This is a genomic window from Paenibacillus sp. MSJ-34 (assembly GCF_018918005.1).
Lineage (GTDB): Bacteria > Bacillota > Bacilli > Paenibacillales > Paenibacillaceae > MSJ-34.
In genome coordinates this window covers 1-13,651 of sequence record NZ_JAHLPR010000084.1, presented here as the reverse complement: position 1 = coordinate 13,651, position 13,651 = coordinate 1, and the positions used below count along the sequence as shown (strand labels likewise).

The window sequence follows — 13,651 nt, the reverse complement described above, 5'->3', positions numbered from 1 at the left end:
ACTCGATTTTTGAACTGGGTTTAGTTTGGTGTTGTCTTTTTTCCTGACTCATTGACCTGTTCCTTAAAGTAAATTTCCAATTCTCATGAATCAGGGGCTTGACATCTTACCGCTGGACTATTTGAATTTGTTTGTAGGGTAGCATGAAACGCCGTCACTATGCAAGACTTATCAAGAATACAGTGGCAATGAAATAGTAAGCCAGGACGGCCGCTACAGATATTAACAACGTGATGAAGAACTTGAGAAACAAATTTGCAGAAATTCGAAAAACGGCAAAATTGAATGTGATTGCAAGAATGCCGATCAATCCTCCGAACAAGCCGCCAAGAAACAAAAATATAGGCAGGACGGACCATACTTTGAAAACCCAATGCAATGGTTTCGCCACTTGAATTTCTTTGCCGTCCACGATCAAATCGGGTATATCCAAACCAAGAAACTTGGGTTTCCAAGCGGCGGTTGCTTCGGTCCCGTCGTTGCGTTTCAGTGTCATGATCCTTTTTTTCATCGGTACGAGTTGATTGTTTACGAATAAACGGGGCTTTGAAAAGCCTGCCTGAACCTCCACCGCTTGCCCCTCGAATCCGTCCAGCTTAATAGGATACCTCATCGTCCTCTTCTCCCTTTTCATAAAATGTATGATCAAATTTATCCCAGGATAATATCGGTTTCGGGGGCAAGCTTTTAAATCCGTTTTGCGTTGAAACGACAAAAAATGGGTATTTAGACTTAGGTATATAGGTCGCAAGCTGTGTAATGATGGGAAATTTATAATTATTCTCTAAGCTGTATATTAATTAATTCAAAAATTGATAAAAATAAAGATTTTCGTCCTATTTTATAGTATTATATTAAGAAAAAGATTTTTTAGATCGTGGAAAACACGGCAGATGGGAGGAGAAGGATGACTGAAGCAGCTTTATCCGCAAACAAAAACAATTCCAACAACTTGCTGCGACGCGATGTAAGGTTTCTTGGGAACATACTGGGTGAAGTTCTCGTACATCAGGGCGGGAACGAACTCCTTAATATAGTCGAGAAAATCCGGGAATCAAGCAAATCGTTACGCGCTGTCTTCTTGCCTGAATTGTACGATGAATTTAAACGGATGATCGTGACGTTGGAACCGGAAATCCGGCACCAAGTAATCCGGGCGTTCGCCATTTATTTTCAACTGGTCAACTTTGCAGAACAGAATCACCGCGTTCGCCGCAAACGCGATTACGAACGGTCCGCGGGCGAATCGATCCAGCCCGGTTCCATCGAAAGCGCGATTGTGGAGCTGAAAGAACTGAAAATTCCTTATGAAGAAGTACAGGAATTAATCGAAGGAATTTCGCTCGAACTCGTGATGACGGCTCACCCGACGGAAGCGATGCGCAGAGCGGTGCTCGATATTCACAAGCGTATCTCCGAAGAAGTCATGCAGCTCGACGATCCGACTTTGACGCTGCGCGAGCGCGAAAATTTGCGGGAGAAATTGCACAATGAGGTGCTGACGCTATGGCAAACGGACGAGTTGCGCGACCGGAAACCTACCGTATTGGACGAAGTGCGGAACGGAATCTACTATTTCCAAGAAACGTTATTCGACGTATTGCCCGACGTGTACCAAGAGCTGGAGCGTTGCCTGGATAAATATTATCCGGCCCGCAAGTGGCATGTGCCTACATTCCTGCGATTCGGCTCATGGATCGGCGGCGACCGCGACGGCAATCCGTCCGTCACGGCTTCGGTAACGTGGAAAACGCTCTCGATGCATCGCAATGTGACGTTGTGGAAATACCAGCAAATTATACGCAACATGATGCGGGTCATGTCTTTCAGCACAGGCGTCATTCAAGTGACGGACGAGCTGAAGGAATCGATTCGGCAAGACCGCGAAAAGGTCGAAATCGAAGCGAAATATATGGATTTGTGGAATAACAGCAAAGAACCGTACCGCGTCAAAATGTCCTATATATTGAAAAAAATCAACAACACGTTGGACGAATCGATGCGCGATGCGGAGCAGCAATATAATAACCCGCAACAATTGATCGAAGATCTGCAGGTGATCGACCGCAGTCTCCGGTCGCACTTTGCCGACTCGGTGGCGGATATGTACATCAAGAAGCTGATCCGGCAAGTGGAACTGTTCGGCTTCCACTTGGCTACGCTCGACGTTCGCCAGCATAGCCAAGAGCATGAAAATGCGATTACGGAAATTTTGGCTTCGATGAACATCGTGCAAAATTACGGCGAGCTGTCCGAAGACGAAAAAGTGGCGCTTCTGGACCGCTTGTTGAACGATCCCCGCCCGTTGACTTCCTCCTACCTGGAGTACAGCGAAGGGACGAAGGAATGTGTGGATGTGTACCGCACCATCTTCGAAGCGCAGCGGGAATTCGGCGAGCGCTGCATCACCAGCTACTTGATTAGTATGACGCAAGACGCCAGCGATGTGCTCGAAGTCATGCTGTTCGCCAAAGAAGCGGGCTTGTTCCGCAAGGAAGCGAACGGAACGGTACGCTGTACGCTGCAAGCCGTGCCTTTGTTCGAGACGATCGACGACCTGCATGAGGCGCCGGGCATTATGAGACGGCTGTTCAGTTTGCCGATTTACCGCGAAGCGGTCGCAGCCATGAACGATATGCAGGAAATTATGCTCGGCTATTCCGACAGCAATAAAGACGGCGGCGCATTAACCGCCAACTGGGAGCTGCGCGTGGCGCTGAAGCAAATTACGGCGGTGGCCAAGGAATTCGGCATCAAGCAGAAGTTTTTCCACGGCCGCGGCGGTTCGCTTGGCCGCGGCGGAATGCCGCTCAACCGCAGCATTATGGTACAGCCTCCGCACACGATCGGCGGCGGCATCAAAATTACGGAGCAAGGCGAAGTGCTCTCCGAGCGCTATTCGATGCAAGGAATCGCTTACCGCAGCTTGGAACAAGCGACATCGGCGCTGATCAGCTCGGCGCTCGCGGCGCGGACGCCGTGCAGCGAACTGTACGAGAGCAAATGGGAGGACATCGTTCGCGAAATGTCCGAACATGCGCTGGCTAAATATCAAGATTTAGTGTTCGGGGATCCCGATTTCCTGACATTCTTCAAGGAATCGACCCCGCTGCCGGAAATCGGCGAATTGAATATCGGATCGAGGCCTTCCAAACGGAAGAACAGCGACCGCTTCGAAGATTTGCGCGCCATCCCATGGGTGTTCGCCTGGACGCAAAGCCGTTATTTGTTCCCGGCATGGTATGCGGCCGGTACCGGGCTGCAAAGCTATTACCAAGGGAAAGAGGAGCGCCTGGAAGAACTGAAGCGGATGTACGAGAATTTCCCGTTCTTCCGATCCTTGATCGACGGCTTGCAAATTGCGCTGGCCAAAGCCGATCTGCTGATCGCCAAAGAATATGCGAATATGATTAAGGACAAAGAAATTCAACAACGAATCTTCACGTTAATTGAAGACGAATATCGTCTGGCATCCGATTTGATTCTGAAAATTACGGGACAACAGGAAATATTGGACAACTCCCGCGTCATTCAAGAATCGATCAAATTGCGCAATCCGTACGTCGATCCGCTCAGTTACTTGCAAGTTCAACTATTGACCGAACTGCGGGATTTGCGGGATCAGGGCAAGGACGATCCGGAACTGCTGCGTGAAGTGCTTCTCACCATTAACGGCATCGCCGCGGGTTTGCGGAATACCGGTTGATGGCCTTCAGGCCGCTGAAAAGATAGATTCACGTTAGGTTAGTCGAGTGTCTCTTTTCGTGGAGCGCTCGACTTTCTTGATTTTTATTTTTTACTGGATTACCGGGTTTATCTGGCGCATAATAATGGAGGGGATATTTGACAACAGGAAGTCAAGTTATTGCCGTACGATCGGAAAGTGTGGGGAAATGATGGTAGAAACGTTGGAAACGAGATTGGCGCTTTTGGCCCGCAAAGGGGACCAGAGGGCGTTCGCGGAGATTGTGGATCTCTTTAAAGATAAAATATTTCACCTCGCCTACCGTATGCTGAACAACCGGCATGAAGCCGAAGATGTCGTGCAGGATACGTTTTTAAGAGTTTTCAAAAATTTGGACCGGTATGACGAGCATCAGAAATTTTCTACCTGGATTTACCGTATCGGCACGAATTTATGCATCGATCGTTTGCGGAAACGGAAACCGACGTATTCTCTCGATGCGGAAATGAACGATCAAGAAGGAATCGACGGATATTCGATGATTCCAAGCGACGATGTGACTCCGGAGAGCGAGCTGATCGTATCGGAGACGCAGCAGCTCATTCGCGACGCGATCGATACGCTGCCGGCCAAATATAAATCGGTCATGATTCTCCGTTACCTGCAAGATTTATCGTTGCAGGAGATTAGCGATGTGTTGGACATGCCGGTAACGACGATCAAAACGAGGGTGCACCGCGGACGGGAATTTTTGCGCAAAAGGTTGGAACGGAAATTATAATTTTTTACCAAATGTAAATTTTGAAACAATTACGAAGCACGTACGTATTCTTAATATAGACATGAGGAAAGCTTTTGGCGAGCAACGCCTTCAGCGTGAAGTTACGCTAGAAACTTTGGGAAAGGAATGGCTCAAATGGACTGCAGCTTAGCCGTCTCTCTTATGCATGATTACTTGGATGGCGATCTTGCGAAAGAGCAAATTATACCGCTCAAACAACATATCATGGCTTGTCCGTCCTGTCGAGCGCGGTACGAACAACTGGAACGAACCGAAATGATGATGTATTCGTTATCGCATCAAATGGATCGATGTTCGGATCAATTGACGGCCCGTATTTTTCAATCATTGCCCAAAAAGAAAATGCAGAACGCTTGGCTCGTTTGGGTGAAGAGGCATCCCGCGCTTACGGCAGCGGCCGTATTCGCCGTCGTGATGCTGGCGAGCGTCCTGAGCGTTTGGAACCAAGACCGGGAGCTGATGGTCAAAGGCTCGGATTTGGATAAAGTAGTCATTGAAGGGGATACTGTGATTGTACCTCCGGATCGCAAGTTGGCCGGCAACTTGACGGTACAGAACGGTAAAACCGAAATATTCGGCGAAGTTCAAGGAAATTTAACGGTAATCGACGGCTCCATGAATTTAGCCTCAACCGCACATATTGCAGGTCAGGTGACTCAAATCGATCAAGCGATGGATTGGCTCTGGTACAAAATTACCCATATGTTCTCGGATGTGGCCTTGCGCTAAAGCCGGCTTTTCGCCATCGTGCGGGAAGAAACAATACGTGCGCCTCTCTTGACAAAAAGAGGGGCTTTTTTGCTAATTTTGGCGAATAAAGAGGAATTAATCGAACTCGTACCGAAAATGATATAATAAAGAAACCGTTGTCTCATCATTATTTGAAGGTTATCTCGGGGGTACAACAACATGTTGGACTATTTTAGGGATTTAACGTGGAAAGATTCCATTAAGGATATTATCGATATATTAATCGTAAGTTATATCATTTACAAAGCGATTCTGATCGTGCGCGGAACGCGGGCGGTACAGTTGTTAAAAGGAATTTTCGTGCTCGTCATTACTTGGGCGCTCAGCACCTGGTTGAATTTATATACGTTGAAATGGCTGATGAATCAGATGTTCACCTTCGGGGTCGTCTCGATTTTAATTATTTTTCAGCCTGAATTGCGCCGTGCGCTGGAGCAGTTGGGGCGAGGCAAATTATTCGGGCGTTCGTCCGCCGAAGAGCAGGATTTCGGCAAACGGATCAACGAAGTCATTAAGGCCGTTAATTATTTATCAAAGCGGAAAATCGGCGCCCTGATCGTGTTTGAACGCGAGACGGGACTTAACGAATATACGGAATCGGGCATTAAAATGGACTCGGTGATCAGCTCCGAATTGCTGATCAATATTTTTATTCCGAATACGCCGCTGCATGACGGTGCGGTTATATTGCGGGGCAATCAGATTGCCGCGTCGGCTTGCTATTTGCCGTTATCGGAAAATCCGTTTATCAGCAAGGAGCTTGGGACGCGCCATCGTGCCGCCATCGGAGTGAGCGAGGTGGGCGATGCGATTTCGGTCGTCGTCTCCGAGGAAACGGGGCAAATCTCGCTAGCCATCAACGGGTTGGTCGTCCGCGATATTAAAGAAGAATCGCTCATCTCCAAACTGTTCGAAGAATTGAAGCCGCAAACGAAAAAAACGGAGAAACGTTCTTTCTGGAAACGGAAAGGGGGCGGTCAGCATGGATAAATGGTTGAATAATACGAACGCGATCAAAATCGCCGCATTGCTGCTGGGCATTTTGTTATGGGCTGTCGTTCATTTGGACGAAGAAGCGCCTCCGAATAAAGTATCTACCCTGGTCGAGACGAAAGTGATCGACAATGTGAAGATTATTCCGACCGGCCTTGACGAACAACGTTATTTGCTGAACTCGCTCGAACCCCAAGTGGTGCGGATTCAAGTGAGGGGGCAGCGGTCGCTCCTCAGTTCCGCCACGCCGGATACTTTTCGAGTCAATCTTGATCTGAGAGATGTGAAGGAAGGGACGCATACGATCTCGTTGACAACCGATCTTCCTTACGGCTTGCAACTGGTCGCCATGGAGCCGTCCGCGGCCGTCGTCGAAGTGGAAGAATTGCAGACGAAGGAATTCGACGTCAATATTACGACGGAAGGAACCCCTGCCGACGGTTACAAAGCGGGCACGCCGATCGTGCAGCCATCCAACCGCGTGCATGTCACGTTGCCGACGACGTTAATGCCGAATGTGGCCTCGGTGAACGCGGTGATCAACATTGAAGGCGTGAGCGCGCCCGTCAAGCAGAAACGGGTGAAATTAACGGTTTACGACAAAGCCGGACGAGCCATTCCCGAAGCGGTATTGACGCCGCCGACTTTAGAGGTCGAAGTGCCGGTCACGCGCCCGTTTAAGACGGTGCCGCTGCAGGTAAATTTTGTCGGCGACCTGCCGGCGGGGCAGGCGATCGCATCGTTCGAGCCGAATGTGCATCAAGTCGCATTATACGGGCCCCAATCGGAGCTTGACAAGCTTGATTTCTACGACTCGATTCAGGTTGACGTCGGCAAGCTGAAGCAATCCGGGACGATGTCCGTCAAGCTGCCGGTACCCCCTAATATTGAAAAGATCGAACCAAGCGTAGTACAATTTGATGTAAAGATCGTGGACGCCGCCGAAAAGGAATTGACGAATGTTCCGATTGCCATTAGCGGCGAAAGCGATCAATTGAAAGCGACGCTGGCCGAACCGGCCGGCGGGCAGTTGAACTTGAAGGTTATAGGAGCGCCGGAACTCTTAAATGCGTTGGAGCCGGACGATGTGCAACTGATCGCGAATGTAAGCGGCTTGCCGCCGGGGAATCATCAAGTGCCGCTCGTTGTGAACTTGCCCAACTTTGTGAAACGGGCGGATAGCGGCAAAATCTATGCGACCGTACTGCTGGAGGAGGTCGATTCGACTCCCGTGACGGCGCCGCCCGATTCCGGCAATAAGGGCGGTGCGGATGGCGGCACGGGAAACGGCGGCCCTGACGGCGCAGGCGGATCAGGATCGGACGAGCCGGATGGCGGTGCGGGCAAACCGGGACAGGACGATTCGTCCGACGGCGGAAATGAGACAGGCGGCGATGCGGAATCCGGCAACAAAGGCAAAGGAGATTCCGGCGGCACGGGAGCGTAATCCCCGTTCTATAACCGATCGTAGGGACAGAGGAACATGACAAGCTGCAGTTGCGTTGTATATCTATAACAATATTAATGGCGTGAAATGAGGTTATCATAATGGGGAAATATTTTGGTACTGACGGAGTTCGAGGAATTGCCAACCAGGAACTGACACCTGAACTTGCATACAAAATCGGGCGCTGCGGGGGATTCGTGCTGACGAGTCAAGCCGAGAAGCCTAAAGTGGTAATCGGCATGGATACGCGCATCTCCGGTCCGATGTTGGAAGCGGCGTTAATTGCCGGTTTGTTGTCGATCGGCGCGCATGTCATTCGGCTCGGCGTTGTGTCGACGCCGGCGGTCGCTTATTTGACGAAAGCGCTCGAAGCCGATGCGGGAGTGATGATCTCGGCTTCCCATAATCCTGTCGAAGATAACGGAATCAAGTTTTTCGGCGGAGACGGCTTTAAATTGTTCGACGAGACGGAACTGGAAATCGAACGTTTAATGGACGCCGCAGCGGACGAATTGCCGCGCCCGATCGGGAAGGAACTGGGTACGGTGACGGCGGACGAGAATGCGAAGTTTCGCTATTTGGAATATTTGAAGACGACGGTTCCCAACACGTTTGAAGGCTTGAAGATCGTGCTCGATTGCGCGCACGGAGCGGCCTATGAACTGGCGCCGAAGCTGTTCCGCGAGCTTGGCGCCGAGGTCGTTACGATCGGTTCGGAACCGAACGGACTGAATATTAACGAGCATTGCGGGTCGACGCATCCGGAGGCGTTAAAGGCCGAAGTGCTGCGCCATGGTGCGGATTTGGGCCTCGCCTTCGACGGCGATGCCGACCGTTTGATCGCGATCGACGAGAAGGGCGAGGAAGTCGACGGCGATTATATTCTATGCATTTGCGGCGACAAAATGAACCGATTGGGCAAATTGAAGGACGGCACCGTCGTCACGACGGTGATGAGCAATATCGGCTTCTTCAAGGCGGCCGAACAACTCGGATTGAACACGGCCAAGACGGCCGTCGGCGACCGTTACGTCATGGAGGAAATGCGGCGCGGAGGCTATAATTTGGGCGGAGAGCAGTCCGGCCACGTCATTTTCCTCGATTACAATACGACCGGCGACGGCATGTTGACGGGAATTCAATTGGTCAGCACGCTGAAAGACTCCGGTGTGCGCTTGAGCGAGTTGAAATCGGTTATGCGCAAATATCCGCAAGTGTTGGTGAACGTTCGGGTTGCCGACAAGAGCAAGTATCAAGGCAACGAAGCGATTGCGGAGGCGATTGCCAAAGTGGAGCGCGAGCTCGGCGACAACGGGCGCGTCCTCGTGCGTCCTTCCGGAACGGAATCGCTCATTCGCGTGATGGCGGAGGGCCCGGATAAGGAGCAGTTGGAATACTACGTCGCTCAAATCACGGCAACGGTGCAAGCGGAACTGGTGTAGATTCGTTAGGGATAGTATGAATCGCATTCATAAAATAGAGGGCCTTTTTCGACATGCGGCGCAGGCGGTTTTACGGTTTGCGCGGCCGCCGGGAAAGGTCCTTCTCTTGCGTTTCCGCGAAAATGAGACTTCTTTCGAGCGAAATGAGTTTTTCGTACCGTCGGCAATAGATGCGAGGCGTGGGAAGTGGTTTATTTTTACCAATAATATGGTATTCGATTCGTATCAAATATCGTTAGAAATGGCTTGTACCGCGGGAGAAGGGACTGAAGTTTCAGGAAAATGTTGTATTCGCACGGCACGCAGAGTTGCCAAATGATTGGACCGTGTATATAATAGCTAGTATCCATTCAAGAAGAGAAAGGCAGGGTAGAGGTTGGTTAAACAAAAGCGCCAGAGCTTGACCTTACGGATCGGGATATAGGTAACGGGCAAGCTGACGAGGTGAAGGTGTTCGGATTTTTCGGCGGGGACCTTCCGGTGTGGCACCAGACCGTAACTTCAAAGCGGAAAACGGGCGGGCAACGGCCCGGACAACGCCTGAAGCGGTGCGCCAATAACAATAACGAACATTCCATCATGGATGTGTATTGCACGAAGGACAGCTCCGGTGAAGGGACAACCGCATTCACATTCATGGCTTATTCGTGCACGCCAATCGAATAGGATGCGGTACGCGAACGCGCCGGCAGGCATCGTTATCGTATGTTCCGCTATACTGTAAAGGTAGCCGCGTAACTTCCGCTGCAATACCGTCCTTCTAGGGAATGAAGGATAAAACGGAGGTTATCGCTAATGTGTGGTATTGTTGGTTATATCGGAAAACGGAATGCGCAATCGATTTTGGTGGAAGGCTTGAAGAAGCTGGAGTATCGGGGATACGATTCGGCGGGAATCGCGATGTTTACGACGGACGGCTTGCAGGTTCGCAAAGCGAAAGGGCGGCTTGCGGTGCTGGAGTCGAATCTGGAGACGGCGCCGCTGGAAGGGACGGTCGGCATCGGCCATACCCGTTGGGCGACGCACGGCAAACCGTCGGATGTCAACTCGCATCCTCATACGGACGGATCGATGAAATTTTCCGTTGTGCATAACGGCATTATTGAAAATTATTTGGAATTAAAAGAAGAATTGATCGCGCAAGGGCATCGTTTTGTGTCGGAGACGGATACGGAAGTCATATCCCATCTCATTTCGCGGGAATATGACGGCGACATTGTCAAAGCGGTGCAGCGGGCGATTCGACATATGCGGGGCGCTTATGCGCTGGGCGTATTGACCGAATACGAGCCGGATCGTTTGGTGGCGGTTCGCAACGCGAGTCCGCTCATTATCGGCATCGGCGACGGCGAGCATTACATCGGTTCGGACATTCCGGCCATTTTGGAGCATACTCGCGACGTATTTATTTTGAATGACGGCGAAATGGCGGTGCTCACTAAAGATGCTGTCGAACTGATGACAATCGAAGGCAACTTTATTTCTCGGGAAATGATTTATGTCGATTGGGATGTCGCAAGAGCGGAGAAAGCCGGATTTGACCATTTCATGCTCAAAGAAATTCACGAACAGCCGAAAGCGTATCGCGACACGATGCGCGGTCGAATCGACGAGGAAGGCCGCTCCGTCATTCTCCCTGAATTGAAGATGACAGAAAATGACATCCGCGCCATCCGCAACGTGCATATCGTCGCTTGCGGCACGGCTTATCATGCCGGCTTGATCGGCAAGACGGTGTTGGAAAATTGCGCACGCTTGCCGGTGGAGGTGGACGTCGCGTCCGAGTACCGCTATCGGTCGCCGCTCATTGCGCCGGAGACGCTTGTTATCGTCGTCAGCCAATCGGGCGAAACGGCGGATACGCTCGCAGCGTTGCGCGAAGCGAAACGTTGCGGTGCGCGCGTGCTGGCGATTACGAACGTGGTCGGCAGTTCGGTAGCCCGCGAAGCGGACGATGTGCTGATTACATGGGCGGGGCCGGAAATTGCGGTCGCTTCCACAAAGGCATATACTTCGCAGTTGATTGCCTTCTACTTATTTGGGTTGTACTGCGCTCAAACACTAGGCACGCAAGATGCGGCATGGATCGCCGAAGTGCTGGCGGCGCTGCAATCATTGCCGGAACAAGTGGAGAACATGCTGGAGCAAGCGGAAACGGTGCGGGCATATGCGGAGGAAATTGCGCAGCATGAGCATCTCTTCTTCATCGGACGCGGAGTCGATTACGCGGTCGTCATGGAAGGATCGCTGAAGCTGAAAGAGATTTCCTACATCCATTCCGAGGCGTATGCGGCCGGCGAATTGAAGCATGGCACCCTCGCGCTGATCGAAGACGGCATTCCCGTCATCGCGCTGGCAACGCAAAGCGCCTTGCTCGAAAAAACAGTTAGCAACATTAAAGAAGTGAAAGCGCGCGGCGCCGTCGTCCTCGGCATCTCCGATACCGGGCATGTCGCAGCGCTCGGCAAAGCGGTGGATCACGTGCTGGCCATCCCGGCGACGCATCCGCTGCTCACCCCGGCATTGTCCGTCGTGCCGCTGCAATTGCTCGCATACTACGCTTCGCTCGCCCGCGGCAACGACGTCGACAAGCCGCGGAACTTGGCGAAGAGCGTGACGGTGGAGTAAAAGATTAATAAATAATGTGTGGATGTCAGATGATAAAAAAGTCGTGAACCGAAATGCAAGGTGAATGATTTTCAGGGAGCCCGAGGGATTGATTCGTGGCTCCCTTTTAAAATGTTAAAAAACAATATACATACTTCATGATTGGTGGTAAAATTGTTGATTATTGGACATAGAATCAATCAATTCCTGTAAAAACATCTGCATTCCCAGTACAGCTATAATACCGTAAAATAATAAGATTTGTGTCGAACTGTGACTTCGCATAAATCTTATTGATTTTCCTGAAAGTAGAAGGTGCATTTATGAGATCCAATGTATGTAAAGTAACAATATCTTTGATCATTGTTTTAGGAATAATAACAACACTCATTTTATTTTTCTATCAATTCCCTAAGAAGGTGGATCTAGTTTCACCTGCTGTAAGTTTTTACGGGAACGACCCTTCTTCCATCAAGCATACTTCATTAAGAATATCAGGAACATTGAACCGACCTTTGTTTCAACAACATAGATTCAAAGGCACAGTAACGATTGATGGCTTAGAATTTACTAAAGAGAATGAAACCCTCGATACCTATGTACTTGATAAAAATAATGGGATCAATATGGGGAATCTTGTCTATCATAAACCTTCAAAGCCAGGGGAATTTGTCACTTTAAGTATGATCTGGTTTGATGACACTTTTGAACATATAAATATTGTGAGTGATTGGGGGGAAATTAAGAAAAAGTCGTTTTTCATCGTGTCTGCTTCTTCTTATGAAGAGGCGATCGATACTCAAAAAAAGATGAGAGAAAAGTATGGTACAACTTTTGTTCCGCGAGAATAGAATCATGGTTTTAGCTCCTCTTTTTCTGATTTAAATAGAAACAACAGAACGTTTGATTTTATATGATTAGACGATGGGAAAAGTAAATAGACAAAAATTGCCCTGAACTCCTTAATACCATGAGTTCAGGTTTGGTTTAAGCAAAAGCGTACAAATGTTAGCGCTTAAAAGTCGTGTAGTTGCGGCTTTTTTTGTTTTCAATTTAATCTTTTAATATCTATTTTTAGTATAAAAAATGTATTTCAGAGGTGGTTAAACCGTCATGAAAAAAATTCTAATAATCTTGATCTTTATATGTACTTTTTTGGTAATATTCGGAGGATGCTCGAGGGATGATTTTATTGAACAGCAACTTGAATTAGGCGAGAAAGATTTTCAAAGTGATCTTGATGGAAATGGAACTTTAGACTCTGTTTCGCTTTTAAATGACGGAGACTACCTCGTTTTAACTGTAAACAACTCTACAAAGTACCTTCCTTTGCAAAGTGAAGGTTACGATATCAATGACCCGCACCCTTTTTATGAGGAACCAAAAGTTCGTATTTGGAATCAAAAAGATTCAAAGTTAAAACTAATCCTTGTATCATTAATTTGGAATAGCAATAAAATTGGTACAAAAATAGGGCTGTGGTCGTTTGTTTATGATCATAACGAGATTATAGAGGTTTGGTCTCCTGGAAAGATGGTTAATCAAGAGATTGAATATAACTTGAGCAATTACAATAATGGGTCAATCGATATAACTTTTTCTGATCTTGGTATCTCTCGAAGAATTTCAATAAATAGTGATTACTATGATAATTACTTAATTTCCAATTTACACGGAAATATTGATGTATTGGCAAACACAATGTTTTTTATTAATGATTATGATAATGACGGATTCCCTGAAATTGTTATAAAAAAAGCCATAACAACAGGAGCGATTAGTTGGTTGCCATTTTCGAGTATTTACTGTTATTGCTAACGCATAATGTCCGGAGATTGATGGTGTAAGTTATCCTGCTATTGACGGTTAATCTGACCGCATCCGGATATACGAGAGGGGGAATTATGATAATTCTCCCTGAATGA

Annotated in this window: 10 protein-coding genes; 9 read left to right on the top strand and 1 reads right to left on the bottom strand. The window is 48.8% G+C overall.

What is annotated here, in order from left to right; translation table 11 throughout:
- Positions 1 to 157: 157 nt before the first annotated feature.
- On the bottom strand, positions 158 to 613 hold the full coding sequence (locus KQI79_RS26420) for a hypothetical protein (protein WP_216541333.1): 456 nt from the start codon (positions 611 to 613) through the stop codon (positions 158 to 160).
- 294 nt (positions 614 to 907) lie between these two features.
- On the opposite strand from KQI79_RS26420, the gene ppc reads away from it, so the two are divergent.
- The 9 genes from ppc (at position 908) to KQI79_RS26375 (ending at position 13,544) form a co-directional block, all read left to right on the top strand.
- The gene (ppc, locus tag KQI79_RS26415; protein ID WP_216541332.1) at positions 908 to 3,706 is read left to right on the top strand and encodes a phosphoenolpyruvate carboxylase; all 2,799 of its coding nucleotides are present in this window, start codon (positions 908 to 910) and stop codon (positions 3,704 to 3,706) included.
- 190 nt (positions 3,707 to 3,896) lie between these two features.
- Entirely contained in the window at positions 3,897 to 4,466 is a 570-nt protein-coding gene (gene sigW / locus KQI79_RS26410) for an RNA polymerase sigma factor SigW (RefSeq protein WP_216541334.1), read from the top strand.
- A 135-nt stretch (positions 4,467 to 4,601) separates the two neighbouring features.
- The gene (locus KQI79_RS26405) at positions 4,602 to 5,216 is read left to right on the top strand and encodes a zf-HC2 domain-containing protein (protein ID WP_216541331.1); all 615 of its coding nucleotides are present in this window, start codon (positions 4,602 to 4,604) and stop codon (positions 5,214 to 5,216) included.
- Positions 5,217 to 5,396: 180 nt separating this feature from the next.
- The gene (gene cdaA, locus KQI79_RS26400; RefSeq protein WP_216541330.1) at positions 5,397 to 6,227 is read left to right on the top strand and encodes a diadenylate cyclase CdaA; all 831 of its coding nucleotides are present in this window, start codon (positions 5,397 to 5,399) and stop codon (positions 6,225 to 6,227) included.
- On the top strand, positions 6,220 to 7,677 hold the full coding sequence (locus KQI79_RS26395) for a CdaR family protein (RefSeq protein ID WP_216541329.1): 1,458 nt from the start codon (positions 6,220 to 6,222) through the stop codon (positions 7,675 to 7,677). Before cdaA ends, KQI79_RS26395 begins: the two co-directional genes overlap by 8 nt.
- 101 nt (positions 7,678 to 7,778) lie before the next feature.
- Positions 7,779 to 9,119: a phosphoglucosamine mutase gene (gene glmM, locus KQI79_RS26390; protein ID WP_216541328.1), complete on the top strand. Its 1,341-nt coding sequence runs from the start codon at positions 7,779 to 7,781 to the stop codon at positions 9,117 to 9,119.
- 795 nt (positions 9,120 to 9,914) lie between these two features.
- Positions 9,915 to 11,747, top strand: a complete 1,833-nt coding sequence (gene glmS / locus KQI79_RS26385; RefSeq protein ID WP_216541327.1) for a glutamine--fructose-6-phosphate transaminase (isomerizing) — start codon at positions 9,915 to 9,917, stop codon at positions 11,745 to 11,747.
- Between the two features lie 302 nt (positions 11,748 to 12,049).
- A complete protein-coding gene (locus tag KQI79_RS26380; RefSeq protein WP_216541326.1) occupies positions 12,050 to 12,577 on the top strand; it encodes a hypothetical protein in 528 nt (175 codons plus the stop codon).
- A gap of 262 nt (positions 12,578 to 12,839) precedes the next feature.
- Positions 12,840 to 13,544, top strand: coding sequence for a hypothetical protein (locus tag KQI79_RS26375; RefSeq protein ID WP_216541325.1), 705 nt, complete (start codon positions 12,840 to 12,842; stop codon positions 13,542 to 13,544).
- Positions 13,545 to 13,651: the final 107 nt, after the last annotated feature.